Origin of the sequence: Agrococcus sp. UYP10, from assembly GCF_040547205.1 — a bacterium.
In the GTDB taxonomy this organism is placed as follows: Bacteria; Actinomycetota; Actinomycetes; order Actinomycetales; family Microbacteriaceae; genus Agrococcus; species Agrococcus jenensis.
In genome coordinates this window covers 2381346-2406240 of sequence record NZ_JBEPPG010000001.1, presented here as the reverse complement: position 1 = coordinate 2406240, position 24895 = coordinate 2381346, and the positions used below count along the sequence as shown (strand labels likewise).

The 24895-nt window shown below is 74.4% G+C and carries 25 protein-coding genes; all 25 read right to left on the bottom strand.

What is annotated here, in order from left to right; translation table 11 throughout:
- Positions 1 to 183: 183 nt before the first annotated feature.
- The gene (locus tag ABIB37_RS11820) at positions 184 to 1524 is read right to left on the bottom strand and encodes an RsmB/NOP family class I SAM-dependent RNA methyltransferase (RefSeq protein ID WP_354260608.1); all 1341 of its coding nucleotides are present in this window, start codon (positions 1522 to 1524) and stop codon (positions 184 to 186) included.
- Complete coding sequence (locus ABIB37_RS11815; RefSeq protein WP_354260606.1) at positions 1521 to 2459, bottom strand: methionyl-tRNA formyltransferase; 939 nt, start codon at positions 2457 to 2459, stop codon at positions 1521 to 1523. The genes ABIB37_RS11820 and ABIB37_RS11815 overlap by 4 nt, the downstream gene beginning before the upstream one ends.
- 25 nt (positions 2460 to 2484) lie before the next feature.
- Positions 2485 to 4452 (bottom strand): primosomal protein N' family DNA-binding protein, encoded by a 1968-nt coding sequence (locus ABIB37_RS11810; RefSeq protein WP_354260604.1) that lies wholly within the window; start codon positions 4450 to 4452, stop codon positions 2485 to 2487.
- A 5-nt stretch (positions 4453 to 4457) separates the two neighbouring features.
- The gene (metK, locus tag ABIB37_RS11805) at positions 4458 to 5645 is read right to left on the bottom strand and encodes a methionine adenosyltransferase (RefSeq protein WP_123697968.1); all 1188 of its coding nucleotides are present in this window, start codon (positions 5643 to 5645) and stop codon (positions 4458 to 4460) included.
- On the bottom strand, positions 5642 to 6880 hold the full coding sequence (gene coaBC, locus ABIB37_RS11800; RefSeq protein ID WP_354260601.1) for a bifunctional phosphopantothenoylcysteine decarboxylase/phosphopantothenate--cysteine ligase CoaBC: 1239 nt from the start codon (positions 6878 to 6880) through the stop codon (positions 5642 to 5644). Before coaBC ends, metK begins: the two co-directional genes overlap by 4 nt.
- Positions 6880 to 7137, bottom strand: a complete 258-nt coding sequence (rpoZ, locus tag ABIB37_RS11795) for a DNA-directed RNA polymerase subunit omega (protein WP_123697970.1) — start codon at positions 7135 to 7137, stop codon at positions 6880 to 6882. The genes coaBC and rpoZ overlap by 1 nt, the downstream gene beginning before the upstream one ends.
- A 122-nt stretch (positions 7138 to 7259) precedes the next feature.
- Complete coding sequence (locus tag ABIB37_RS11790; protein WP_354260599.1) at positions 7260 to 7445, bottom strand: hypothetical protein; 186 nt, start codon at positions 7443 to 7445, stop codon at positions 7260 to 7262.
- A gap of 3 nt (positions 7446 to 7448) precedes the next feature.
- Positions 7449 to 7628, bottom strand: coding sequence for a hypothetical protein (locus ABIB37_RS11785; protein WP_354260597.1), 180 nt, complete (start codon positions 7626 to 7628; stop codon positions 7449 to 7451).
- 155 nt (positions 7629 to 7783) lie between these two features.
- Entirely contained in the window at positions 7784 to 8704 is a 921-nt protein-coding gene (gmk, locus tag ABIB37_RS11780) for a guanylate kinase (protein WP_354260595.1), read from the bottom strand.
- Positions 8701 to 9510 (bottom strand): orotidine-5'-phosphate decarboxylase, encoded by an 810-nt coding sequence (gene pyrF / locus ABIB37_RS11775; RefSeq protein WP_354260593.1) that lies wholly within the window; start codon positions 9508 to 9510, stop codon positions 8701 to 8703. Before pyrF ends, gmk begins: the two co-directional genes overlap by 4 nt.
- The gene (carB, locus tag ABIB37_RS11770) at positions 9507 to 12791 is read right to left on the bottom strand and encodes a carbamoyl-phosphate synthase large subunit (RefSeq protein WP_354260591.1); all 3285 of its coding nucleotides are present in this window, start codon (positions 12789 to 12791) and stop codon (positions 9507 to 9509) included. Before carB ends, pyrF begins: the two co-directional genes overlap by 4 nt.
- Entirely contained in the window at positions 12792 to 14018 is a 1227-nt protein-coding gene (gene carA, locus ABIB37_RS11765) for a glutamine-hydrolyzing carbamoyl-phosphate synthase small subunit (protein WP_354260589.1), read from the bottom strand.
- Positions 14015 to 14518 (bottom strand): PH-like domain-containing protein, encoded by a 504-nt coding sequence (locus ABIB37_RS11760; RefSeq protein WP_354260587.1) that lies wholly within the window; start codon positions 14516 to 14518, stop codon positions 14015 to 14017. The genes carA and ABIB37_RS11760 overlap by 4 nt, the downstream gene beginning before the upstream one ends.
- Positions 14515 to 15819: a dihydroorotase gene (locus tag ABIB37_RS11755; RefSeq protein WP_354260585.1), complete on the bottom strand. Its 1305-nt coding sequence runs from the start codon at positions 15817 to 15819 to the stop codon at positions 14515 to 14517. The genes ABIB37_RS11760 and ABIB37_RS11755 overlap by 4 nt, the downstream gene beginning before the upstream one ends.
- The gene (locus tag ABIB37_RS11750) at positions 15816 to 16808 is read right to left on the bottom strand and encodes an aspartate carbamoyltransferase catalytic subunit (protein WP_354260583.1); all 993 of its coding nucleotides are present in this window, start codon (positions 16806 to 16808) and stop codon (positions 15816 to 15818) included. Before ABIB37_RS11750 ends, ABIB37_RS11755 begins: the two co-directional genes overlap by 4 nt.
- Positions 16805 to 17383: a bifunctional pyr operon transcriptional regulator/uracil phosphoribosyltransferase PyrR gene (gene pyrR, locus ABIB37_RS11745; RefSeq protein WP_354260581.1), complete on the bottom strand. Its 579-nt coding sequence runs from the start codon at positions 17381 to 17383 to the stop codon at positions 16805 to 16807. The genes ABIB37_RS11750 and pyrR overlap by 4 nt, the downstream gene beginning before the upstream one ends.
- Positions 17384 to 17440: 57 nt before the next feature.
- Positions 17441 to 18667 carry an FAD-dependent oxidoreductase gene (locus tag ABIB37_RS11740; RefSeq protein ID WP_354260579.1) on the bottom strand — a complete coding sequence of 409 codons (1227 nt, stop codon included), beginning with the start codon at positions 18665 to 18667 and terminating at the stop codon, positions 17441 to 17443.
- A 77-nt stretch (positions 18668 to 18744) separates the two neighbouring features.
- On the bottom strand, positions 18745 to 19164 hold the full coding sequence (gene nusB / locus ABIB37_RS11735; RefSeq protein WP_354260577.1) for a transcription antitermination factor NusB: 420 nt from the start codon (positions 19162 to 19164) through the stop codon (positions 18745 to 18747).
- 1 nt (position 19165) lies between these two features.
- The gene (gene efp / locus ABIB37_RS11730) at positions 19166 to 19726 is read right to left on the bottom strand and encodes an elongation factor P (protein ID WP_123697983.1); all 561 of its coding nucleotides are present in this window, start codon (positions 19724 to 19726) and stop codon (positions 19166 to 19168) included.
- A gap of 51 nt (positions 19727 to 19777) precedes the next feature.
- Positions 19778 to 20212: a type II 3-dehydroquinate dehydratase gene (aroQ, locus tag ABIB37_RS11725; RefSeq protein ID WP_354260575.1), complete on the bottom strand. Its 435-nt coding sequence runs from the start codon at positions 20210 to 20212 to the stop codon at positions 19778 to 19780.
- A 48-nt stretch (positions 20213 to 20260) separates the two neighbouring features.
- Positions 20261 to 20617 (bottom strand): VOC family protein, encoded by a 357-nt coding sequence (locus tag ABIB37_RS11720; RefSeq protein ID WP_354260573.1) that lies wholly within the window; start codon positions 20615 to 20617, stop codon positions 20261 to 20263.
- A 570-nt stretch (positions 20618 to 21187) separates the two neighbouring features.
- Positions 21188 to 22249: a 3-dehydroquinate synthase gene (gene aroB, locus ABIB37_RS11715; RefSeq protein ID WP_354260571.1), complete on the bottom strand. Its 1062-nt coding sequence runs from the start codon at positions 22247 to 22249 to the stop codon at positions 21188 to 21190.
- Between the two features lie 19 nt (positions 22250 to 22268).
- Positions 22269 to 22829 (bottom strand): shikimate kinase, encoded by a 561-nt coding sequence (locus tag ABIB37_RS11710; protein WP_354260569.1) that lies wholly within the window; start codon positions 22827 to 22829, stop codon positions 22269 to 22271.
- On the bottom strand, positions 22826 to 24013 hold the full coding sequence (gene aroC / locus ABIB37_RS11705) for a chorismate synthase (RefSeq protein ID WP_354260567.1): 1188 nt from the start codon (positions 24011 to 24013) through the stop codon (positions 22826 to 22828). The genes ABIB37_RS11710 and aroC overlap by 4 nt, the downstream gene beginning before the upstream one ends.
- Positions 24014 to 24015: 2 nt before the next feature.
- Positions 24016 to 24894 (bottom strand): shikimate dehydrogenase, encoded by an 879-nt coding sequence (locus tag ABIB37_RS11700; RefSeq protein ID WP_354260565.1) that lies wholly within the window; start codon positions 24892 to 24894, stop codon positions 24016 to 24018.
- Between the last annotated feature and the right edge of the window lies 1 nt (position 24895).

Sequence of the window (24895 nt, the reverse complement as noted above, 5' to 3'; positions counted from 1 at the left end):
TGCGCACGCTCGCGTACCGCGCGCACCCGAAAGTGGTACCGATCTGCGGGTCCGGGCCTTCCGCACCCGCAGATCCGTGCAACTTCTGGGCGCTCGCGCTCCAGCGGGGCGAATCGCTGGGCGCGCTCGGTCATCCCTGCGTCTTGCAACCCCCGCCAGCAGGACCTCGAACCCCCGCGGCACCTACCCCGTCGTCAGCAGCTGCACGAACATCGCGTCGGTGCCATTCCGGTGCGGCCACAGCTGCACCGCGTCACCGGTCTCGCCGAGCTCGATGCCGGGTGACAGCTCGCGCACGACGGCACGGGTGTCGACGGGCACGAGGCCGAGCGACGCCGCGCGATCGACGACCGCGCGGGTCTCGGCGAGGTGCGGCGAGCACGTGACGTAGGCGACGAGGCCGCCCGGCGCGACGGCACGCGCCGCGGCCTCGAGCAGCTCGACCTGCAGCGCCGCGAGCTCCGGCACGTCGGTCGGCTGCTTGCGCCAGCGCGCCTCCGGGCGGCGGCGCAGCGCGCCGAGCCCCGTGCAGGGTGCGTCGAGCAGCACGCGGTCGAACGCGCCCGCCGTCTCGCCGCGCCCGTAGCGCCGGCCGTCGCCGGTCACGACGTCGGGACGGGGCTGGATGCCGCGCACGGCCTCGCGCACGAGCCGCGCGCGGTGCGGCAGCAGCTCGTTCGCCTCGAGGGTGGCGCCGGCCGCCGCGGCCTCTGCCGCCATGAGCGCCGCCTTGCCGCCAGGCCCCGCGCAGAGGTCGAGCCACCGCTCCCCCGCCTGCACCGGCCGAGCGCGCGTCAGGGCGAGCGCCGCGAGCTGCGAGCCCGCGTCCTGCACGCGCCAGCTGCCGTCAGCCACCTGCGGCAGCCGTGCCGGGTCTCCCGGAGGCGCGACGCGGCCGATCGGGCTCGCCGTCTCGGCGCCGTCGACGGCATCCGGGTCGGCGATGCCCGGCAGCGCGACGAGCTGCACGGCGGGCGGGTCGTTGTCGGCCGCGAGCAGCGCGCCCAGCTCGTCGGCGGCGCCCTCGCGGTCGAGCGTGCGTCGCAGGGCCCGCAGCACCCATGCCGGGTGCGCGGTCTCGAGCGCGAGCCGGTCGTCGTCCGAGGCGTCCGCGGTGAGGCGCGCGAGCCGCTCCTCGGCCGGCACCTCCGAGAGCCGGCGCAGCACCGCGTTCGCGAAGCCGGCCCTCCCCCGGTGCGATCCCAGCAGCGCGACCGTCTCGTGCACCGCCGCGTGCACGGGCGTGCGCATGCGGCTCAGCTGGTGCGAGCCGATGCGGAGGGTCGCGAGCGTCGTCGGGTCGATCGCATCGAGCGACCGGCCGGCCGCATCGGCGATGAGCGCATCGTGCTGCCCCTGCCAGCGCAGCGTGCCGTAGGCGAGCTCGGTCGCGAAGCCGGCGTCGGCGGGGGTCAGCCCGGCCTCCCGGATGCGCGCGGGCAGCAGCAGGTTGGCGTAGGCGTCGTCGCGGGCGACGGCGAGCACCACGTCGCGCGCGACCTCGCGTGCGCTCGCGCCGCTCATGCCACGGCTCCGAGCTCGAAGGTGGCGCTGCCGCCACGGCCGCGCAGCCAGTCGGCGCCCGACATGGGCCGCTTGCCGGCGGGCTGCACCTCGATGAGCTCGAGCGGCGCGCTGCCGGTCCCCACGACCGCCGTGCGGCCGGCGAGGAGCGCGTGCCCGGGCGCGATCGGCTCGGTGCCCGAGCGGGCGAGCGCGAGCAGCTTCACGCGCTCGCCCTCGCCGCGCTCGTCGAGCACGGTCGCGTGCGCGCCAGGCTCGGGCGTCACGCCCCGCCAGCGGGCGAGCACGGCCGGCGCCGCCGCGGTGAGGTCGAGCGCCCCGTCGGCGAGCGCGAGCTTGGGCGCGAAGGTCGGCGCACCGGTCTGCGGCTCGAACGTCGCGGAGCCGTCCGCGATCCCGTCGACCGCGGCGACGAGCTCGTGGGCCCCGAGCTCCGCGAGCTGCTCGAGCAGCGCCCCGGCGGTCGCGCCCTCCGGGATCGCCGCCTCGCGCATCCGCACGACGGGGCCGGCGTCGAGCTCGGCGACGAGCCGGAAGACGCTCACGCCCGTGGTGCCGCGGCCGTCGATGAGCGCGCGCTGCACGGGCGCGGCGCCGCGGTAGTCGGGCAGCAGCGAGAAGTGCAGGTTGATCCAGCCGTGCGGCGGTGCCGAGAGCAGCGGCTCGCGCACGAGGCCGCCGTAGGCGACCACGACGGCGAGCTCCGGCTCGAGCGCCGTGATCGCCGCCGTCGCATCGGCGTCGAGCCGGTTCGCCTCCAGCACGGGGATGCCGAGCGCCGCCGCGGCCTCCGCGACGGGTGTCGGCGTGAGGATGCGCTTGCGCCCCTGCGGCGAGGCCGCCCTCGTGACGACGGCGACGACCTCGTGGGCGCGCGCGAGCGCCTCGAGGCTCGGGACGGCGGCGGCGGGGCTGCCGGCGAAGACGATGCGCATGGTTCCTCTCGGAGGTGCTGGGGGCTCAGAGCCCGTCGAAGGGCTCAGGATCATCCAACCGGATGCGGAGCCTCGCGGGCGCGCCCGGTCGCCTCGGCCGCGACGCCGCGGTGAGCACGCGAGCGCGCACGATGCCCGCGACGCGCGGGCCGTCGCCGTAGGCGAATCGCACGATCGCGCGCTGCACCTCGTCGCCGGGCCGTGCGCGGTCGTCGCTCGCGACCGCGACGGGTCCGAGCACATCGAGGTGCTCGCTCCCCTCGAGCGCCTCGAGCGCCTCGGCGACCGCGTCGGGCGTGCCGACGACGGATGCGGTGCGCACCGCGGGCGGGAAGCGCAGCTGCCGCCGCTCGGCGAGCTCGGCCTTCGCGAAGGGCACGGTCGTGTCGCCCGTCAGCGCCGCGGCTGCGGGCCCGACGACACCGGCGAGCACGACCGTCGCGCCCTCCGCCGCGAGCGCGCGTGCCGCGGCCCACTGCCGCACGGCCTCCTCCGCGACCCGCAGGCCCTCGTGCGCGAGGAGCGCGTCGCCGTCGAGCAGCACGACGGCGCCGTAGCCGCCGTCGGCGATCGGCTCGGCCCCGCGCGTCGCGACGACGATGCGCGGACGCGCGTCGACCGTGAGCCGCTCGTGCTCGCCGTCTGCGACGACCACCGGCACGCCGGGGAACGCGCGACCGAGCTCCTCCGCGATGCGGCTGGAGCCGCGACCGACGGGCACGAGCCGCTGGCCGTCGCATGAGGGACATCGCCAGCCCGCGGCGAGCCGCCCGCAGAGCCGGCACGCGGGGGCGGCGCCGCGGGAGCGCTGGCCGAGCGGCCCGCCGCAGGCGGTGCAGCGACCGCGGGCGCCGCAGTCCGCGCAGCGCAGGCCCGGCGCGTGGCCCGGGCGGCCGACCTGCACGAGCACCGGCTTCGACGTCAGCGCATCGCGCGCCGCGGCGAAGGCCGAGGCCGGCACGCGCCTGCCGTCGTCGGCGAGGGCTGCCGGCAGCACGCGCACGCGCTGCGCGCCCAGCCGCTCGTGCTCGAGGTGGCCGAGCTCGACGAGCCGCTCCGCGTCGGTCGAGCGCGCGTGCCCGGCGATGACGAGCGCGCAGCCCGACTGCCCCTGCCGCACGAGCGCGGCGTCGCGCGCGTGCACCCAGGGCGAGAGCGGCTCGGCGAGCAGCGGGTCGCCGTCCTCCCAGACCGCGAGCAGGCCGAGGCGCGCGGCCGGCGCGTAGACGGCCGATCGCGGACCGATGATCGCCACGGGCTCGCCGTCGATGCAGCGCAGGAAGCCGCGGTAGCGCTCCGGGTTCTTCTGCCGGGCGTCGAGCTCGACGACGCGCTCGACGCCGACCGCGGCCTCGAGCGCGAGCCGCAGCTGGCGCTGCTCGCGGTGGTCGGGCACCACGAGGATCGCCTGCTCGCCGCGCTCGAGCGCCTGCCGCGCGAGCGCCGCGAGCGCGATCGCCCAGCGCCCGATCCAGGCGGTGCCCTCGGCGGTCTCGACCGCGGCGACGCCGCCCGCGCACTCGAGGGCGATGCGGCGGCGCGCCTCGACGAGCCCGGGCAGCACCGCGGCGGCCTCCGGCAGCTCGGGCATGGGAGGCGGCGGCGCGGCGTCGCCCGTGCGCGACTCGATCCAGGCCTTCTCGATGCGCGCCTGCCGGCCGGGGATCGCGACGCGCAGCACGTCGGCCGCGCCGCCCGCGGCGCGATCCGCGACCGCGCGGGCGAGCGCCCACACCTCGGGGCGCAGCACCGGCACCGGCGAGACGAGCTTCTCGATGTCGGCGACCTCGCCCTCCCATGCGCGCGCATCCGCCACCTCGACGACGTAGCCCGCGGTCATCCGGTCGCCGCGCAGCGGCACGCGCACCCGCACGCCGGGCTCGACGCCCTCGAGCCCCGGCGGCACGCGGTACTCGAACAGCCGGTCGAGCTGCGGCAGGCGCGAGTCGACGACGACCCGGGCGAACCGCTCGCCCACCGGCGCCGCGGGCAAGGGGGTCAGAGCCCCGCGGCGGCGCGCAGGTCGTCGACGCGGTCGAGCCGCTCCCAGGTGAAGTCGGGCAGCTCGCGGCCGAAGTGGCCGTAGGCAGCGGTCTGGCGGTACTTGGGCTTGCGGAGGTCGAGGTCGCGCACGATCGCGCCGGGGCGCAGGTCGAAGACCTCCTGGATCGCGGCCTGGATCGTCGCGTCGTCCACCGTGCCGGTGCCGAACGTCTCGACGTAGAGGCCCACGGGCTGCGCCATGCCGATCGCGTACGCGGCCTGCACCTCGAGGCGCGACGCGAGGCCCGCGGCGACGGCGTTCTTCGCCACCCAGCGGAGCGCGTAGGCCGCCGAGCGGTCGACCTTCGACGGGTCCTTGCCGCTGAACGCGCCGCCGCCGTGGCGGGCGGCGCCGCCGTAGGTGTCGACGATGATCTTGCGGCCGGTCAGGCCGGCGTCGCCCTTCGGGCCGCCGGTGAGAAACGAGCCCGAGGGGTTCACGATCGCGCGCATGCCGCTCGCGTCGAGGCCGAGCCGGGCGACGACCGGGTCGATGACGTGCTCGATGACGGCGGCGCGGATGTCGGCGTCGGTGACGCCGGGCGCGTGCTGCGTCGAGACGAGCACCGTGTCGACGCTCACGGGGCGGAAGCCGTCGTAGCCGATCGTCACCTGCGTCTTGCCGTCGGGGCGCAGCCACGGGATCTCGCCGCTGCGGCGCACGGCGGCGAGCCGCTCGGCGAGCCGGTGCGCGGCCCACGCGGTCGCGGGCATGTACGTGGGCGTCTCGTCGGTCGCGAAGCCGAACATGATGCCCTGGTCGCCGGCGCCGTCGCGGTCGAGCGGGTCGACGGAGCCATCGCGCGCCTCGACCGCCGTGTCGACGCCCGTGGCGATCTCGGGCGACTGCTCGCCGATCGAGACGGTGACGCCGCACGAGTTGCCGTCGAACGACACCTCGCTCGAGTCGTACCCGATGTCGACGATGACCTTGCGCGCGACCGACGCGATGTCGACGTAGCCGGTCGTGCGCACCTCACCGGCAACGTGCACGAGTCCCGTGGTGACGAGCGTCTCGACGGCGACGCGCGCCTCGGTGTCCTGCGTCAGCATGGCGTCGAGCACCGCGTCGGAGATCTGGTCGGAGATCTTGTCGGGGTGGCCCTCGGTGACGGACTCGGACGTGAACAGCCGCAGGCTCACTGATGCTCCTCGGATGGGGATGCGGGGGCGGGGATGCCGGTCGCGGGTCGCTGGGCGATGCGCTCGGCGACCGTGTCGATGATCGCGCGGGCCACTGACGCCTTGCTGCCTCTCGCGTCGGCGACGACGCCAGAGCCATCGAGCACGCGCACGCGCGTGTCGACGTGGCCGAAGCCCTCGGCGTGGCCGACGCGGTTGACGACGAGCAGGTCGGCGCCCTTGCGGGCGAGCTTGTCGCGGCCGCGCTGCACGAGCGCGTCGTCGTCGGCCTCGGTCTCGGCGGCGAAGCCGACGACGAGGCTCGAGCGCTCGCGGTGCGCGAGCTCGGCGAGGATGTCGGGGTTGAGCGCGAGGGTCAGCGTCGGGCGCTCGCCCCACGACTCCTTCGTGCGCTTCGCGTCGGAGACATCGTCGACGCGGTAGTCGGCGACCGCCGCCGCCATCACGACGATGTCTGCGTCGGCGCGCTCGAGCATCCGCTCGCGCAGCTGCGCGGTCGTCTCCACGACGACGGTCTCGACGCCGCGAGGCGCCGGCACGTCGAGGTTGGCGCCGACGAGCGTGACGGTGGCGCCCGCATCGCGTGCGGCCTCGGCGATCGCGACGCCCATGGCGCCGCTCGAGCGGTTGCCGAGGAAGCGCACGGGGTCGATCGGCTCGCGGGTGCCGCCGGCCGAGACGACGAGCGAGCGGCCGGCGAGGGCACCGGAGCCTGTGACGCGCGCGAGCGCGGCCGCGACGACCTCGGAGGGCTCGGCCATGCGGCCGAGGCCGGTGTCGCCGCCGGTCAGCTCGCCGGCGACCGGGCCGACGATCGTGACGCCGCGCTCGGTGAGGGTGCGCACGTTCGCCTGCGTCGCAGGCTGCTCCCACATCTCGGTGTGCATCGCCGGGGCGAGCACGAGCGGCGCGCGCGAGGCGAGGACGGTGGTGCCGAGCAGGTCGTCGGCGAGACCGGTGGCGAGCTTCGCGAGCGTGTTCGCGGTCGCCGGCAGCACCACGATCAGGTCGGCGGACTGCCCGAGCGCCACGTGGCGCACGGCGGCGACGTCGTCGAAGACCTCGTCGGAGACGGGATTCCGGCTCAGCGCCTCGAGCGTGGGACGCCCGATGAAGCGCAGGGCCGACGCGGTCGGCACGACGTGCACGTCATGCCCAGCCTGCACGAGCTCGCGGATGGCGAGCGCTGCCTTGTATGCGGCGATACCGCCGGAGATCCCGACGACGACGCGCATCAGGCCTCGGTGACCTCGTCGTGGGTGAGGCTCAGCTTGTCGGCGTGGATCTCGTGGAGCGCGACCGAGAGCGGCTTGTCCTCGATCGTCGCGTCGACGAGCGGGCCGACGTTGTCGAACATCGAGCCCTCGTGGATGTCGGTGTAGTAGTCGTTGATCTGGCGCGCGCGCTTGGACGCGAAGATGACCAGCTGGTACTTCGAGTCGACCTTGTCGAGCAGCTCGTCGATCGGCGGGTTGATGATGCCCTTGGCCATGGGTGCCTCCTGCAGACTCTTGGCGGGTGCGGGTTCGCGCCCGCGAAGCTCGTGCGCCGGTGGGCGCAAGAGTCCATCCTACCGCGTGGCGGAGGCTTCCGGCGGGAGGCGCCGGATGCGCGTCAGACCATGGGCTCTGCCTGCACCGCGGGCCGCTGCGGCTCGGGCGCCTCGCGCGCGCGGCGGGTGGTCGCGAAGGCCTTGCGGCAGCCCTTGCCGACGAGCCAGCACGCCAGCGCGAGCATCTGCACGATCAGCACGACCGTCAGCACGATCGCCAGGACGCGGATGTCGAGCGCGTAGTCCACGGCTCAGCTCCTGTGCAGCGGGATCGCCATGCGCTGCGCTCCCCCGCGCCCGAACGCGGCGAGGTACGCGCGCTCGTCGAGCATCTTGCCCACGCCGCGCTGCGACACCGCGGGCGCCGACGGCGCCGGCTCCTGCGGCCGATCGTCGCGCTGCCGCGACATGGTGACGGTGGAGCTCTCCATGGCGTCCTCTTCCGCATCGAGCCGGCATCCGCCGGCGACGCGTGCTCCGAGGTCTGGAGAGCACTGCTTGTACCCCAATTGTCCACAGGAGACGAGCGAAGTCAAGGGCGACTCGCGCACACGAGGCGCGGGGTCACCGCCGCCGCGCGGCGGGCTCAGTGGCCGGAGCGGGTGCGCGCTGCGCCGTCGTCGGCCTCGGCGGCGAGGATGCGCTCCACGACCTGGTGCGCGGCCTCCGCGACGTCGGCGTTCACGATGGTGGCGTCGAACTCTGGCTGGCTCGCGAGCTCGACCTTGGCGGTCTCGAGCCGGCGCTCGCGCTCGGACTCCGTCTCGGTGCCGCGACCGACGAGCCTGCGCACGAGCTCGTCCCACGACGGCGGCGCGAGGAACAGCAGCACGGCATCCGGGAACGACTCGCGCACCTGCCGGGCGCCCTGCAGGTCGATCTCGAGCAGCACCGAGCTGCCCTCGTCGAGCGCGGCCTGCACGCTCGAGCGCGGGGTGCCGTAGCGCGACTGGTTGTGCACCGTCGCCCACTCGAGGAACTCGCGCTCCTCGATCATGCGGTCGAAGTCGGCGTCGGACACGAAGGCGTAGTGCACGCCGTCGATCTCGCCCGGGCGGGCGGCGCGCGTCGTGGCGCTCACCGACTGGCGGATCTGCGGGAAGTGCTCGCGCACGTACTGGGCGACCGTGCCCTTGCCGACGGCGGTCGGCCCGGCGAGCACGATGAGACGGGGGCGACGCGAGGGATCCACGTCGTCAAGCCAACCGCGAACCCGCTCGCGCTGCAAATTGCCCAGCGCGCCGAGCCGCTTGCCCGTCGCGATGCCGAGGCCCGCCATGAGCCGCTCGACGCGAACGGGGCCGAACCCGCGCAGGCTCGACGCGTACTCCGAGAAGCGCAGCAGCGCCTCGGGGCTGCCCGGCTCCTGCCAGGCGCGCTCCGCGACGTCGCGCGGGCCGCGCTGGCCCGCGCGGAGCGCGCGCTTCACGGCCGCGCGGGCACGGCGCGCCTCGATGGCGGCGCGGCCCGCGGCGGCCGGATCGGGCAGCGCGGCGCCCGTGGTCATCGCGGGAGGGCTGCGGCGGCCGCGTCGATCGCGGCGGCGATGCCGTCCGGGCCCGCCTGCAGGATGCTGCGGGAGGCGCTCGCGAGCACGAGCGCGTCGTCGGGGAACAGCGCGCGGAGGTCCTCGAGCCGGGCGCCCTGCGCGCCGAACCCGGGCGCGAGCACCGGGGTCGACGCATCCATCGCACCGAGCCCGAAGGCGGCGCGGTCGACGGTCGCCCCGATCACGAGGCCGTGGCCCGCACCGCTGGACGCGCTGCGCTCGGCGACCGCGTCGGCGACGGCCGCGGCGATCGTGCGGCCGTCCGGCAGGCGGGCGAGCTGGACGGCGGCCGCCTCCGGGTTCGAGGTCGCGGCGAGCACGATGAGCGCCTTGTCCGCGCGCTCCGCGGCGTCGAAGAGGCCGTCGAGCGCGCCGACGCCGAGGTACGGGCTGACGGTGAGCGCGTCGGCCTCGAGCGGCGACCCGGGCGCGAGCCACGCGGCCCCGTAGCCGAGGTTCGTCGACCCGATGTCGCCGCGCTTCGCGTCGGCGATCACCACGAGCCCCGCGTCGCGGGCGTCGGCGAGCACGCGCTCGAGCGCCGCGATGCCGGGCGACCCGAGCGCCTCGAAGAGCGCGACCTGCGGCTTGACGACGCCCGCCCGGCCCGCGGCAGCGGCGACGACCGCGCGGCCGAGGCGCTCGGCCTGCGCGACCGGCGCTCCCCCGCCCCACGCGTCGAGGAGGCCGGGATGCGGGTCGATGCCCACGCACAGCGGACCGTGCGCGGCGACGGACGCCGTCAGGCGCGCGAGGAACGTCATCCGGCCCGCCGCGCGTGGTACTCCTGCAGGCTCGTCACCTCGTAGGGCTCGCGCGACGCCTCGATCGCAGCGACCGCGGCGCCGAGCTGCGAGACGGTCGTGAAGAGCGCCTTGTCGGCCGCCACCGTCGCCGCGCGGATCTCGTAGCCGTCGGCGCGGGCGATGCCGCCCGTCGGGGTGTTGATGATGATGTCGATCTCGCCGGCATCGATGAGGTCGACGATCGAGGGCTCGTCGCCGGCCTCCGAGTGCTTGCGCACCGTCTCGACGCGGATGCCGTTGCGCGCGAGCACCTCGGCGGTGCCGATCGTCGCGACGATCCGGAAGCCGAGCTGCTGGAGGCGGTGCACCGGGAGCACGGCCTGCCGCTTGTCGCGGTCGGACAGCGAGACGAAGACGGTGCCCGAGGTCGGCAGCCCGCCGTAGGCGGCGGACTGGCTCTTCGCGAACGCGGTCGGGAAGTCGCGGTCGATGCCCATCACCTCGCCGGTCGAGCGCATCTCCGGCCCGAGCAGCGAGTCGACGACGTGGCCCTCGGCCGTGCGGAAGCGCCGGAACGGCAGCACGGCCTCCTTGACGGCGACGGGCGCGTCGATCGGCAGGATCGTGCCGTCCTGCTCGGGCAGCATGCCCTCGGCGCGCAGCTCGGCGATCGTGGCGCCGGCGAGCACGCGGGCGTTCGCCTTCGCGATCGGGGTGCCGAGCGCCTTGGCCACGAACGGCACCGTGCGGCTCGCGCGCGGGTTCGCCTCGATGACGTGGAGCACGCCCGCGGCGTACGCGAACTGCACGTTGATCGGTCCGCGCACGTCGAGCCCCTGCGCGATGCGCAGGGTGGCGTCGCGGATCTCGAGCAGCTGCGCGCGACCGAGGCCGACGGGCGGCATCGTGCACGACGAGTCGCCGGAGTGGATGCCCGCCTCCTCGATGTGCTCGAGGATGCCGCCGACGTAGAGCTCCTCGCCGTCGTAGATCGCGTCGACGTCGATCTCCACGGCGTCGTCGAGGAAGTGGTCGACGAGCAGCGGCCGGTCCGGGCCCACGATCCCGTGCGAGGCGATGCGGTCGAAGTACCCGTGCAGGCTCGCGGTGTCGTAGATGATCTCCATGCCACGGCCGCCGAGCACGAACGACGGGCGCACGAGCACCGGGTAGCCGATGCCCTCGGCGATCGCGACCGCCTGGTCCTCGGTCGTCGCCGTGCCGTTGCGCGGCGCGACGAGGCCGGCGTCGTCGAGGATGCGCTGGAACAGCCCGCGCTCCTCGGCCGCGTCGATCGCATCCGGAGTCGTGCCGAGGATCGGCACACCCGCGGCCTCGAGGCCGCGCGCGAGCCCGAGCGGCGTCTGCCCGCCGAGCTGCACGATCACGCCGACGAGCTCGCCGGCACCGCGCTCCGCGTGCACGATCTCGAGCACGTCCTCGAGCGTGAGCGGCTCGAAGTAGAGCCGGTCGCTCGTGTCGTAGTCGGTCGAGACCGTCTCGGGGTTGCAGTTGACCATGATCGTCTCGAAGCCGGCGTCGGCGAGCGCGAACGACGCGTGCACGCACGAGTAGTCGAACTCGATCCCCTGACCGATGCGGTTCGGGCCGGAGCCGAGGATGATCACCTTGCGGCGGTCGGACGGCACGACCTCGGTCTCGAGGTCGTAGCTCGAGTAGTGGTACGGCGTCACGGCGGGGAACTCCCCCGCGCACGTGTCGACGGTCTTGAAGACCGGCCGCACGTCGGCGGCCCAGCGCGCCTCGCGCACCTCGGCCTCGGTCGTGCCGCGCAGCTGCGCGATCTGCGCGTCCGAGAAGCCGTGCTCCTTCGCGCGCCGCAGCAGCGGCTCGTCGAGCTCGCCGGCGTCGTTCCCGGCGCGCACCTCGTCGGCGACCTCGTTGATGAGCACCATCTGGTCGAGGAACCACGGGTCGATGCCGGTCGCCGCGTGCGCCTGCTCGATCGTCGCACCGGCGCGGAGCGCCTGCTGCAGCGTCACGATGCGGCCGTCGGTCGGCACGCTCGCCAGCTCGAGGAGCGCCGCGGCGTCGCCCGGCTCGCCCTCCCAGTGGAACGAGGAGCCGCGCTTCTCGAGCGAGCGGAGCGCCTTCTGCAGCGCCTGCGCGTAGGTGCGGCCCATGGCCATGGCCTCGCCGACCGACTTCATGGTGGTCGTGAGCGTCGCATCCGCCGCCGGGAACTTCTCGAAGTTGAAGCGCGGCACCTTCACCACGACGTAGTCGAGCGCGGGCTCGAACGACGCGGGCGTCACCTTCGTGATGTCGTTGGGGATCTCGTCGAGCCGGTAGCCGAGCGCGAGCTTCGCCGCGATCTTGGCGATCGGGAAGCCCGTGGCCTTCGAGGCGAGCGCCGACGAGCGCGAGACGCGCGGGTTCATCTCGATGACGATGATGCGGCCGGTCGCGGGGTCGACGGCGAACTGGATGTTGCAGCCGCCGGTATCGACGCCCACGCGCCGGATGATGTCGATGCCGATGTCGCGCAGCCGCTGGTACTCGCGGTCCGTGAGCGTGAGCGCCGGCGCGACGGTGATCGAGTCGCCGGTGTGCACGCCGACCGCGTCGACGTTCTCGATCGAGCAGACGACGACCGTGTTGTCGGCCGTGTCGCGCATGAGCTCGAGCTCGTACTCCTTCCACCCGAGGATCGACTCCTCGAGCAGCACCTCGCCGATCGTGGACGAGTGGATGCCGTCGCCCACGAACCGGCGGAGCTCCGCCTCGTCGTGCGCGAAGCCGGAGCCGAGGCCGCCCATCGTGAAGGACGGGCGCACGACGACCGGGTAGCCGAACTCGCCGGCGAAGGCGAGCGCGTCGTCGACGGACTTCGCGATGACGCTCGAGGCCACGTCGGCACCGGCGTCGAGCACGAGCTGCTTGAACAGCATCCGGTCCTCGCCGCGCTGGATGGCGTCGACCTTCGCGCCGATCAGCTCGACGCCGTGGCGCTCGAGGATGCCCTGCTCGTGCAGCGCGATCGCCGCGTTGAGCGCCGTCTGCCCGCCGAGCGTCGGCAGGATCGCGTCGGGGCGCTCCTTCATGATGATCGTCTCGATCACCTCGGGCGTGATGGGCTCGATGTAGGTGGCGTCGGCGAAGTCGGGGTCGGTCATGATCGTCGCCGGGTTCGAGTTCACCAGGATGACGCGCACGCCCTCCTCGCGCAGCACGCGGCACGCCTGGGTGCCGGAGTAGTCGAACTCGGCGGCCTGGCCGATGACGATCGGCCCGGAGCCGATGACGAGGACGGAGCGGATGTCGTCGCGCTTGGGCATTCAGGCGTCCTTCTGCGAGTCGGTGGCGTCGGTCGTGCGGCCGGTCGCGGCCTCCACGACGGCGTCGGTGGTGGTGTCGGCGCCGGTCGGCTGGGCACCGGCGCGGTGCGCGACGACCAGCTCGCGGAACCGCGCGAAGAGGTGGCGGGCGTCGTTCGGGCCGGCTGCGGCCTCGGGGTGGTACTGGACGCTGAAGGCGGGGATGTCGAGCGCGCGCAGGCCCTCGACCACCTGGTCGTTGAGCGAGTAGTGGCTCACCTCGACGCGGCCGAAGCCCGCCGGGCTCGAGAGCTCCTCGTGCAGCGGCGCGTCGACGGCGAAGCCGTGGTTCTGGCTCGTGATCTCGACCCTGCCCGTCGCGGTGTCGAGCACCGGCTGGTTGATGCCGCGGTGGCCGAAGGGCAGCTTGTAGGTGCCGAAGCCGAGCGCGCGGCCGAGCAGCTGGTTGCCGAAGCAGATGCCGAAGAACGGCAGGTCCTCGCGCAGCAGTCCCTGCAGGAGCGCGACCTGCTGGTCGCTCGCGGCCGGGTCGCCGGGGCCGTTCGAGTAGAACGCGGCGATCGGGCGGTGCGCGAGCACCTCCTCGAGGGTCGCGCTCTGCGGCAGCACGACGAGGTCGAACCCCTCCTCCTGCAGGAAGCGCAGGGTCGACGCCTTCACGCCGAGGTCGAGCACCGCGAGCGTGCCGAGCGACTCGCCGACGGCGGGCAGCGTGTACGCCTCCGTCGTCGAGACGAGCTCCGCGAGGCTGCGTCCCGCCATCTGCGGGCTCTCGCGCACCGCCGCGACCATCGCGGCGTCGTCGACGAGCGCGGCGCCCGAGAAGACGCCGGCGCGCATGGCGCCCGCGTCGCGCAGGCGGCGGGTGATCGCCCGCGTGTCGACGCCGGCGATGCCGACGATGCCGTCGCGCTCGAGCTGCTCGCCGAGGCTGCCCTCGGAGCGCCAGTTCGACACCACGCGGCTGGCGGCGCGCACGACGTACCCGGCGGGCCAGGCGCGGCGCGACTCCGCATCCTCGGCGTTCACGCCGGTGTTGCCGATGTGCGGCGACGTCTGCACGACGATCTGCCCGGCGTAGGAGGGGTCGGTGAGGGTCTCCTGGTAGCCGGTCATGCCGGTCGCGAAGACCGCTTCGCCGAGGGCGGTGCCCTCGGCGCCGTAGGCGGTGCCGCGGTAGATGGTGCCGTCCTCGAGGACGAGGGCTGCGGGCGTCGGGGCGCTCATGTGGTGGTTCCTTCCCCAGGTGTCTGCGTGCGGATGGGGGCGAGGCCGGCGAGCGCGTCGAACGCCTCGCGGTCGTCCCCGATGATGCGGAGGTAGGTGTCGACGTCGGTGCCGAGCCGGTGCGCGATCACGATGATCCCGCCCGGCTCGACCACGCGGTCGATGGTCCAGGTGGCGCGCTCGACCGCGCGGATGCGGCCCGCCGGGATGCGCACCTCGGTGCGGTCGGCGACGAGCTGCACGCCGTCCGCGTCGATGGCGAGCTGCGTGCGGCCGCGGAAGCCGAGGCCGTGGGCGAAGATGCGGTCGTAGGGGTCGCCCGCGCGCGTGGTCGCGACGTAGAGCGCCTCGACGACGAGCGTCGGGACCGCCTGGATCCACGGCTGCGGCGCCTCGATGTCGCGCTGCCGGCGCCGGCGCGCGAGCACGCCGAGCACGGCGAGGGCGGCGAGCAGGGCCACGAACCCGGCGCACAGCAGCGCGAAGAGCTCCTTGGTCATCGGTCTGCGCCCTCGGTCGCGACGCCCACGCGGCCGTCCGCGACCGTGCGCGTGCCGCCGTGCCACACGTGCAGCACGCGGCCGGGCAGCTCGACGCCGAGGAACGGCGAGTTCGTGGAGCGGCCGTGCAGGCGGTCGACGTCGATGACGCTGCGGGCGTCGGGGTCGACGAGCACGACGTGCGCGGGCGACCCGACCTCGAGCGGCGCGTCGTAGCCGGGCTCGCTGCCGATCGCGGCGGGCGCCGTCGACATGACGCGCGCGACGCCGGCCCAGTCGAGCAGGCCCGTCTCGACCATCGCCTGCTGCACCACGCCGAGCGCGGTCTCGAGCCCGACCATGCCGAACGCGGCATCCGCGAACGCCGTCTGCTTCGCCTCGGGCGCGTGCGGTGCGTGGTCGGTCGCGACGATGTCGATCGTGCCGTCGGCGAGCGCCTCGCGGAGCGCGAGCACGTCGCGCTCGGCCCGCAGCGGCGGGTTGACCTTGAAGCGGCCGTCGTAGGAGCGCACGAGCTCCTCGGTGAGCAGCAGGTGGTGCGGCGTGACCTCGGCGGTGATCGCGATGCCGCGCGCCTTCGCGGCGCGCACGACCTCGACGGTCTCGACCGTCGAGACGTGGCAGACGTGCAGGCGCGCGCCGGTGACCTCGGCGAGCATCGCGTCGCGCGCGACGATCGACGCCTCGGCGACCGAGGGCCAGCCGGTGAGGCCGAGCTCCGCGGCGAGCGGGCTCTCGTGCATGACCGAGCCGCGCGTGAGGTGCGGGTCCTGCGCGTGCTGCGCGACGACGCCGCCGAGCGACGCAGCGTGCTCGAGCGCGCGGCGCATGAGCTCGGCGTCGGCGACGCACTTCCCGTCGTCGCTGAAGACGGTCACCCGAGCGGCGCTCTGTGCCAGCATCGTCATGTCGGCGAGCCGCTCGCCCGCGAGGCCGACGGTGACCGCACCGATGGGCCGCACGGTCGCGAGGCCGGCCTGCAGGCCGAGGCGGTGCACCTGCTCGACGACCGCGGGGGTGTCGGCGACCGGGTTCGTGTTCGCCATCGCGAACACGCACGTGTAGCCGCCGGCTGCTGCCGCGCGCACGCCGCTCGCGACGGTCTCCGCCTGCTCGCCGCCGGGCTGCCGCAGGTGCGTGTGCAGGTCGACGAGGCCGGGGAGGGCGACGAGGCCGGTGGCGTCGACGACCTCGGCGGTGGCGCGGTCGACGGTCGCGGGGTCGACGAGCACGCCGCCCTCGATCGCGAGGTCGCGGCGCTCGCCGCCCAGCACGGCGGCGTTCAGCAGCAGCGTCGTCATCGGAGGCCTCCGTCGTTCGCGGGTCGGTGGTCGGCGGGTCGGTGGTCAGCGGGATGGTCCGACGCGAGGAGCGAGTAGAGCACCGCCATCCGCACCGAGACGCCGGCGGTGACCTGCGCCAGCACGGTCGAGGCGTCGCCGTCGGCCGCGCGGCTCGAGAGCTCGAGGCCGCGGTTCATGGGCCCGGGGTGCATGATCGCGGCGTCGCCCAGGCGCGCGAGGCGCTCGTCGGTGAGCGACCAGCCGGTGATGTACTCGCCGACGCTCGGCGCCACCTTCCCTGCCTGCCGCTCGAGCTGCACGCGCAGCAGCATGAGCGCGTCCGGCCGCTCGTCGATGACGGCGTCGAGGCTCGTCTCGGCGCGGAGCCCGAGCCGGGTGCCGTCGGCGGCCGGGACCGGCAGGAACGCCGCCGGTCCGACGAGCGTGACCTCGGCGCCGAGCGCCGGCAGCAGCAGCGCGTTCGAGCGCGCGACGCGGGAGTGAGCGATGTCGCCGACGATCGCGATGCGCACGCCGTCGAGCCCCTTGCCGCGGGCCGCATCACCGTGGATCCGGCGGCGGAGCGCGAAGGCGTCGAGGAGCGCCTGCGTCGGGTGCTCGTGGGTGCCGTCGCCGGCGTTGATGACCGGCTTGCCGATCCAGTCGGCGAGCAGCGCGGGCGCGCCGGAGGCGCCGGAGCGCACGACCACGCCGTCGACGCCCATCGCAGCGATCGTGAGGCCGGTGTCGCGGAGCGACTCGCCCTTCGACGCGCTCGAGCCCTTGCCCGAGACGTTGATGACGTCGGCCGAGAGCCACTTGCCGGCGATCTCGAACGACGAGCGCGTTCGGGTGGAGTCCTCGAAGAACAGGTTGACGACCGTGCGGCCGCGCAGCGCCGGGAGCTTCTTGAGCTCGCGGTCCTGGATCTGGTGCATGTCCTCGGCGAGGTCGAGCAGCGCGATGGCCTCCTCGCGCGGCATCGCGGCCGTCAGCAGGTGCTTCACGCGGCACCCCCGTCGCCGGTCGACATCGACCCCGTCGCGGACTCGATCGTCACGCCGTCGCGGCCGTCGACCTCCTCGAGCAGGATCGAGACGTGCTCGGTGCGGGCGCTCGGCAGGTTCTTGCCCACCGAGTCGGCGCGGATCGGCAGCTCGCGGTGACCGCGGTCGACGAGCACCGCGAGCCGCACGACGCGCGGCCGGCCGAGGTCGGCGAGCGCGTCGAGGGCCGCCCGGATCGTGCGGCCGGAGTAGAGCACGTCGTCGACGAGCACCACGACGCGGTCGTCGATGCCGTCGAGCGGGATGCGCGTGGGCTGCGACGCGCGCGTCGGGCGACCGCGCAGGTCGTCGCGGTGCATCGTCACGTCGAGCGCGCCGACGCGGGCCGAGAAGTCGATGCCGGTGATGCCGGTGAGGCGATCGGCGAGCCGCTGCGCGAGGTGGGCGCCGCGGGTGGGGATGCCCAGCAGCACGAGGTCGTCGGGTCCCTGGTTCGCCTCGAGGATCTCGTGGGCGATGCGCGTCAGGGCCCTGGCGATCTCGTCGGGGCCGAGCACGGTGCGCGGTGCAGTCACGGGGACTCCCTTCTCCGCCTCACAGGACGGGCTTCAAGGTTGTCTGATGACTCCACCCTACCGCGTCGCCGGGTGCCGCTCGGGGGTCGAGGGGGCGTCGACGTGCTCGGGGCGGAGGCCCATGCCGATGAACCGGCCCATCGCGTGCCGGAGCGCCGGCAGCCGCTGCACGACCCGGAGCGGCAGCGGCACCGGCACCTCCACGCCCGGCTCCGCGATGCGCACGAGCACGGTCTCGAGCCGCCGCTGGAAGGCCTGCGTCGCGCGGGCGGGCGGCTCACGCCGCCGCTGGATGCGCTGCAGCAGCGCCTCGGTCGGCCGCCCGCTCGCGAGCCCCGGTGCGAGCGCGTTCGCCGCCGCGACCGCGTCCTGGATCGCGAGGTTGACGCCCACCCCGCCCGCGGGCGACATCGCGTGCGCCGCGTCGCCGATCGCGAGCAGCCCGTCGCGATGCCAGCGCTCGAGCCGGTCGATGCGCACCTGCAGCACGCGCACGTCCGAGGCTCCGAGCCGCGCGACGCGCTCGGCGAAGCTGGGCTCGAGCGCCGCCACCCGGCGGCGGAGCGCGACGAGCGACGCGTCGTCGCCCGTCCACGCGCCGCGCCGGACGATGTGCGCCGCCTGGAAGAAGTGGCCGCGGTCGATCGAGAGCAGCGCGCCGTCGCCGATCTGCATGAACGGCACCCGCTCCCCCTCGCTCCGCGGCAGCCGGAACCAGAGCACGTCGATCGCGCTGGGCGGACCGACCGGAACGAGCCCCGCATCGTCGCGGAGGGCGGAGTCGCGGCCGTCGGCGCGCACCGTGAGCCTCGCCCGCACCTCGACCGGGCCGTCGGGGCCGTCGGCGAGCACACCCGCGATGCGGCCGGCATCGCGCAGCAGCGCCCGGCCGGTGTGGTGCATCCGCACGTCGAAGCCGGGCAGCGCGCGCCCGGCGTCGGCGAGCAGGTCGAGGAAGTCCCACTGCGGCATGAACGTGATGCAGCGCCGCGCGGTCGGGAGCCGCGTGAAGTCGGCGAGCACGAGCCGGTGTCCCGAGAAGCGCATCGACACCTGTGGCATGTCGGCGTGCGGCAGGGCGAGGAACCGCTCGAGCAGCCCGATCTCGTGCAGCACCTGCTGCGTCGAGGGGTGGATCGTGTCGCCGCGGAAGTCGCGCAGGAAGTCGCCGTGCTGCTCGAGCACGACGACGCGCACGCCGCGCCGGGCGAGCAGCAGGGCCAGCATCAGTCCGGCCGGGCCGCCGCCGACGATGGCGCAGTCCGTCTCCAGGCGCTCGCTCACGCCCCCAGCGTGGTCGCGCGCCGCGCGCCGCGCCAGTGCCGCCCGGAGCGGGGTCCGCCCCGGGCCACGACGGCGCGCTAGGCGCGCGAGGCCGCGATCTTGCCGAGCACGCCGTTGATGAAGGCGCCGGAGCGCTCGGTCGAGAGCTCGTTGGCGATGTGCACGGCCTCCGAGATCACGACGCTCGCGGGCGCGGTCTCGTGCTCGAGCTCCCAGACGCCGACGCGGAGGATCGCCAGATCCGTGCGCGGCATGCGGTCGATCGGCCAGTTCGCGCTCGACGAGGCGATCAGCTCGTCGACGCCCTCGAGCTCGTCCGAGACGCCCGCGACGATCTCGCGGGCGAAGGGGAACCATCCGTGGGTCGCCCAGCCGAGGCGGTCGGCGGTGTCGCGGAGCACCGTCTCGGGTGCCTCGCCCCTCGCCTGCGCGGAGTAGAGCACCTCGACGGCGTGCTTGCGCGCCTTCCGCCGGGCGGGGTAAGTCTCCTCGCCCACGTCAGCTGATGCGGCCGAGGTAGCTGCCGTCGCGCGTGTCGACCTTGACCCGCGTGCCCTGCTCGACGAACAGCGGCACCTGGATCTCGGCGCCGGTCTCGACCGTGGCGGCCTTGGTGCCTGCGCTCGAGCGGTCGCCCTGCAGGCCCGGCTCGGTGTAGGTGATCTCGAGCACGACGGATGCGGGCAGCTCGACCTGCAGCGCCTCGCCCTCGTGCATCGAGATGGTGGCGGTGCCGTTCTCGAGCAGGTACTTCGCGCCGTCGCCGACGATGTCGGCCGGGACGGGCAGCTGCTCGTACGTGTCGTTGTCCATGAACACGAAGTCGGTGCCGTCGTTGTAGAGGAACTGGTAGTCGCGGCGGTCGACGGTGGCGAACTCCACCTTCGTGCCGGCGTTGAAGGTCTTGTCGACGAGCTTCTGGCTGCGCGCGTTGCGGAGCTTCGTGCGCACGAAGGCGCCGCCCTTGCCGGGCTTGACGTGCTGGAACTCGACGACGCTCCAGAGCTGGCCGTCGAGGTTGAGCACCGCGCCGTTCTTGATGTCGTTGGTCGTTGCCATGCGTGTTCCGTTCCGTGATCGTCGCGGCCCTCATCGGACCGACAGATGATCCTACCGGGCGGCGATCGCCGACGCGGCCAGGCGGTAGCCGTCGAGCCCGAACCCGGCGATGACCCCGGTCGCGACGGCGGAGACGACGGACGTGTGCCGGAAGACCTCGCGCGCGTGCGGGTTCGAGATGTGCACCTCGACGAGCGGCGCCACGCCCTGCAGCTGCGCGCATGCATCCCGCAGCGCGTAGGAGTAGTGCGTGAAGGCCGCCGGGTTGAGGATCACCGGGGTGCGCGCGTCGACGGCCTCGTGGATCCAGCCGACGAGCTCGGCCTCGTCGTCCGTCTGCCGCACGTCGGCCTCGATCGGCGCGTCCGCGGTGCCGGCGGACGCGACGAGCGGCGCGATGTCGGCGAGCGTCGCGGTGCCGTAGACGTCGGGCTCTCGCGTGCCGAGGCGGCCGAGGTTGGGTCCGTTGAGGACGAGGATGCGCATGCCGCCATCCTGCCGCATGGGCGCCGGCGCGCAGTGCCGCGCGGCTCGCTACATCTCGCCCTCGAACAGGCCGATGCTGTTGCCGTCGGGGTCGGTGAACACCGCCCACCAGCTCGTCGGCGAGACCTCGCCCTTCGGGAGCGTGACGGTGCCGCCGAGCTCCTCGACCTTGGCGAGGGCCTCGTCGATCGAGTCGACCTCGATCACCGAGCGCGGCTGCGTGAAGCCGTCCTCGCGTGCCGTGAGCGCGCCGCCGGAGACGCCGTTGGGCGCCTGCCACATCGGGTAGCCCTCGTAGCCCTCCGACTCGGTGATCTGCCAGCCGAACACGGAGCCGTAGAAGCGCGTCGCCTGCGCCATGTCGGTGACCGGGATCTCGAGATGGGTGATGTCGCCATGTGCCATGGCAGGGATTCTGCACCGCCCGCGCCCGCGCCGCCAGCCCTCCCGTGGCAGCGCTCGCCCCCGCCCCGCCGCTGAGCGGTCACTCCCGCCCCCGAGTGGTCGCTCCCGCCGCCGAGCGGTCACTCCCGCCGCCGAGCGGTCACTCCCGCCCCTGAGTGGTCAATCCCACCGCTGAGTGGTCACTCCCGCGCCTGATTGGTCACTCCCACCGCTGAGTGGTCACTCCAGCCGTTGAGTGGTCACTCCAGCCGTTGCGTGGTCAATCCCGCGCCTGAGTGGTCACCTCCTTCGCTGACTGGTCACTGCCGCCGCTGAGTGGTCAGTCGGGATGCGCGCTCGCCCGCGCACCGGAATCGCAGATGCGGCACCGGGCATCCATACGCGGAAGTGACCACTGGCGCGCGGAAGTGACCGTTCACGCGTGTCCCTGACCCCTCACGCGCTGGAGTGACCACTCACGCGTCGGAGTGACCACTCACGCGTCGGAGTGACCACTCACACGCCGGAGTGACCACTCACACGTGGGAGCGACCACTCCGCGTGCGGGGAAGGCGGCGGTCGGGGCGCGGGTCAGTCGGCGAGCGACTGATACGCCATGAAGAGCAGGCTGTCGTCCGGGCCCTCGAGGATGCGCGGCCGCGCGACGTCGTCGAGCACGACGAAGCGCAGCATCGAGCCGCGCGTCTTCTTGTCCTTGCGCATCGTGCCGAGCACCGTCTGCCACCGGCCGACAGGGTATGTCGTCGGCAGCTCGAGCGACTCGAGCACCGCCCGGTGCCGATCGACGACCGACTCGGGCAGGCGCCCCGCGAGGCGCGACAGCTCAGCAGCGAAGACCATGCCGATCGCGACGGCCGCGCCGTGGCGCCAGCGGTAGCGCTCGGTGTGCTCGATCGCGTGGCCGAGCGTGTGCCCGTAGTTGAGGAACTCGCGCTCGCCGTGCTCGCGGAAGTCGTTCGCCACGACGCGCGCCTTGACCTCGATCGCGCGCGCGATCGCCTCCTGGAACTCCGGCGTCGACGGGTCGGTCGTCGCGTCGAGCGAGCCCTCGAGCAGCTCGAGGATCCGCGGGTCGGCGATGAACCCGGCCTTCACGACCTCCGCGAAGCCCGTCAGCAGCTCGTTGCGCGGCAGCGAGTCGACGAGCTCGAGGTCGGCGACGACCGTCGCCGGGTGGTGGAACGCCCCGACGAGGTTCTTGCCCTGCTCGGTGTTGATGCCGGTCTTGCCGCCGACGGCGGCGTCGACGATGCCGAGCACGCTCGTCGGCGCCTGGATCACGCGCACGCCGCGCAGCCACGTCGCGGCGACGAAGCCGGCGAGGTCGGTGACCGCGCCGCCGCCGAGCCCGACCACCGCGTCGGTGCGGGTGAACTCCGCCTGCCCCATGATCTGCCAGAGGAACTGCGCGACCTCGATGCGCTTCGCCGCCTCCGCATCGGGCACCTCCGCGAGCAGCACCTCGACGTCGAGCTCGGCCTTGAGGTGCTCCGCGATGCGGCTCATCGCCGGCTGGTGCACGACGAGCAGCCGCGTCGCGTCGCCGAGCGACTCGCGGATGCGGTCGACCAGGATGCCCCTGCCGACGTGGACGTCGTAGGGCGCCTCGGTCTCGACGCGGATGGTGGTCATGCGCTCCCCCTCTGGAGTGTCACAGCCCGCGCTCCGCGAGCCAGGCCTCGAGCCGATCGACCAGCTGGGCCATCGGCGTCCTCGACGAGTCGACGACGGTGTCCGCGAGCTCGCGGTAGATCGGGTCCCGCTCGGCGGCGATGCGCCGCCACGACGCGATGCCGTCGGCGACGAGCGGCCGGCCACCGCCGCTGATGCGCCGCTCGGCGGTCTGCTCGTCGACGGTGACGAGCACGACCGTCGCGTGCGCGAGGAGCGCCCGGGTGTGCTCGTCGAGCACGGCGCCGCCGCCGAGGGCGACGACCGAACCGGGCACGAGCGCGCGCCGCACGGCATCCGCCTCCCAGCGACGGAAGGCGGGCTCGCCGTGCGCGGCGAACAGCTCGGGGATCGGCCCGTGCTCGAGCACGACGAGCCGGTCGGTGTCGGCGAAGGTGCGCCCCAGCCGGGCGGCGAGCTTGCGGCCGAGCGACGACTTGCCCGCCGCCATCGGCCCGATGAGCGCGATCGGCGGCACCGTGCCCGCCTCGTCGCCCGGGCGCGGACCGGCGCCGGCCTCGCCCGCCCGGTCGGCGGTCACGAGGTGGTGCGCAGCTGCTCGGGGATCGCGGCGAGATAGGCGTCGAGGTTCCTGCGCGTCTCGGCGACCGAGTCGCCGCCGAACTTCTCGACCATCGCGTCGGCGAGCACGAGCGCGACCATCGCCTCGGCGACGACGCCGGCGGCGGGCACGGCGCACACGTCGCTGCGCTGGTGGTGCGCCTGGGCGGCCTCGCCGGTGGACACGTCGACGGTGCGCAGCGCGCGCGGCACCGTCGCGATCGGCTTCATGCCGGCGCGCACCCGCAGCGGGTCGCCGGTGGTCATGCCGCCCTCGATGCCGCCCGCCCTGCCGGTCTCGCGGTGCACGCCGCCCTTGCCGACGATGAGCTCGTCGTGCGCGACGCTCCCCCGGCGTCGCGTGGTCTCGAAGCCGTCGCCGACCTCGACGCCCTTGATGGCCTGGATGCTCATGAGCGCCTGGGCGAGCCGGCCGTCGAGCCTGCGGTCCCAGTGCACGTAGGAGCCGAGCCCCGGCGGCAGGCCGTAGGCGAGCACCTCGACGATGCCGCCAAGCGTGTCGCCGGCGCGGCGGGCATCCTCGACCTCCGCGAGCATCGCGGCGCTCGTCGCGGCGTCGAAGCAGCGCAGCTCGTCGGCGTCGAGGAGGTCGACGTCGTCGGGCGCGGGCAGCGCGGCACCGTCGGGCACGCGCACCGGCCCGATCGAGAGGGTGTGGCTCACGAGCCGCACGCCCAGCTCGCCGAGGAAGGCCCGGGCGACGGCACCGAGCGCGACGCGGGCCGCGGTCTCGCGGGCGCTCGCGCGCTCGAGCACCGGGCGCGCCTCGTCGAAGCCGTGCTTCTGCATGCCGACGAGGTCGGCGTGGCCGGGACGCGGGCGGGTGAGCTTCGCGGCGCGCGCACCGGTGAGCTCCTCCTCGAGCGGTGCCGCGCCCATGACCTCGGTCCACTTCGGCCACTCGGTGTTGCCGATGCGCAGCGCGATCGGGCCGCCCTGGGTGCTGCCGTGGCGCACGCCGCCGGAGATCGACAGCGCGTCCTGCTCGAACTTCATCCGGGCGCCGCGACCGGCGCCGAGCTTGCGGCGCTGCAGGTCGGCCTGGATCTGCTCCGCGGTGATGGGCACGCCCGCGGGCAGCCCCTCGAGGAGGGCGAGCAGTTCGGGGCCGTGGGATTCCCCAGCGGTGAGCCAGCGCAGCATGCTCATGATTCTTCCAGAGTCCCGGATGCCCGAGGACCGGTCGCGCTCGCACCGAGCGCCCGGCGCATGGCCGCGACCACGCGCGGCTCGTCGGGCAGCGGCGCGTCGACGTCGCCCTGCGCGAAGATGCGCGCCTGCAGCACCGCCTGGCCGAGCAGCATCTCGCGCCCGTCGATCACGTGCAGGCGCGGCAGCGACGCGAGGTACCGCGAGCCAGCCGGGCGCGCGTAGTCGGCGTCGAGCAGGCGCGTCGGGGGTGCGGCGAAGGTCGGCACGGCGTCGGCGGCGGCCGGCAGCGTCGAGACGCCCGCGTCGACGACGGGCAGCGGCGCGTCGAGCGCCTGCACCTCGAGCGCGACCCCGAGCGACGCCGCGAGCTCGCGGAGCCGCTGCGCCTTCGCCGGGGTGCGGAGCGCGACGGTCACGCGCTCGACGCCCATAAAGACGAGCGCGACGAGCGCGGTCTGGGCCGTGGCGCCCGCGCCCACGATCGCGGCGGAGCCCGCCCGGGCGAGCCCCGCATCCGCGAACGCCCGCACGATGCCACCGACGTCGGTGCTCCACCCCCGCAGCGCGCGCCGGCCGCGGGTCGGCGCACCGAGCAGCAGCGTGTTGACCGTGCCGGTCGCGCGGGCGAGCGGATCGAGCTCGTCCGCGAGCTCGGCGGCGGCGTCCTTGTGCGGCGCCGTCACCGACAGGCCGAGCCACTCGGGACCGAGCGCGCCGACGAAGGCCGGGAGCCCGCCGGGCTCGACCGCGCTGCGGCCGTAGTCCCAGTCGAGGCCGAGCTCGCGGGCCGCGGCGCCGTGCAGCGCGGGCGACAGCGAGTGCTCGACCGGCCAGCCGACGACGGCGAGCCGGCGCGCACCGGCCGCCGTCACG

Bases quoted from the DNA above. Each gene is read 5' to 3' on its own strand.
- ABIB37_RS11720 (WP_354260573.1), bottom strand. From the start codon at position 20,617: ATGGCACATGGCGACATCACCCATCTCGAGATCCCGGTCACCGACATG.
- aroQ (WP_354260575.1), bottom strand. From the start codon at position 20,212: ATGCGCATCCTCGTCCTCAACGGACCCAACCTCGGCCGCCTCGGCACG.
- carB (WP_354260591.1), bottom strand. From the start codon at position 12,791: ATGCCCAAGCGCGACGACATCCGCTCCGTCCTCGTCATCGGCTCCGGG.
- ABIB37_RS11815 (WP_354260606.1), bottom strand. From the start codon at position 2,459: ATGCGCATCGTCTTCGCCGGCAGCCCCGCCGCCGCCGTCCCGAGCCTC.
- gmk (WP_354260595.1), bottom strand. From the start codon at position 8,704: ATGACCACGGGCGCCGCGCTGCCCGATCCGGCCGCCGCGGGCCGCGCC.
- efp (WP_123697983.1), bottom strand. From the start codon at position 19,726: ATGGCAACGACCAACGACATCAAGAACGGCGCGGTGCTCAACCTCGAC.
- carA (WP_354260589.1), bottom strand. From the start codon at position 14,018: ATGAGCGCCCCGACGCCCGCAGCCCTCGTCCTCGAGGACGGCACCATC.
- aroB (WP_354260571.1), bottom strand. From the start codon at position 22,249: ATGACCACCATCCGCGTCGAGACCGAGGCGCCCTACGACGTCCACGTC.
- ABIB37_RS11760 (WP_354260587.1), bottom strand. From the start codon at position 14,518: ATGACCAAGGAGCTCTTCGCGCTGCTGTGCGCCGGGTTCGTGGCCCTG.
- ABIB37_RS11755 (WP_354260585.1), bottom strand. From the start codon at position 15,819: ATGACGACGCTGCTGCTGAACGCCGCCGTGCTGGGCGGCGAGCGCCGC.
- aroC (WP_354260567.1), bottom strand. From the start codon at position 24,013: ATGCTGCGCTGGCTCACCGCTGGGGAATCCCACGGCCCCGAACTGCTC.
- ABIB37_RS11820 (WP_354260608.1), bottom strand. From the start codon at position 1,524: ATGAGCGGCGCGAGCGCACGCGAGGTCGCGCGCGACGTGGTGCTCGCC.
- rpoZ (WP_123697970.1), bottom strand. From the start codon at position 7,137: ATGGCCAAGGGCATCATCAACCCGCCGATCGACGAGCTGCTCGACAAG.
- pyrF (WP_354260593.1), bottom strand. From the start codon at position 9,510: ATGACGTTCCTCGCGCGCCTGACGGCGTCCGTCGCCGCGCACGGTCCG.
- ABIB37_RS11785 (WP_354260597.1), bottom strand. From the start codon at position 7,628: ATGGAGAGCTCCACCGTCACCATGTCGCGGCAGCGCGACGATCGGCCG.
- coaBC (WP_354260601.1), bottom strand. From the start codon at position 6,880: ATGCGCGTCGTCGTCGGGATCTCCGGCGGTATCGCCGCATACAAGGCA.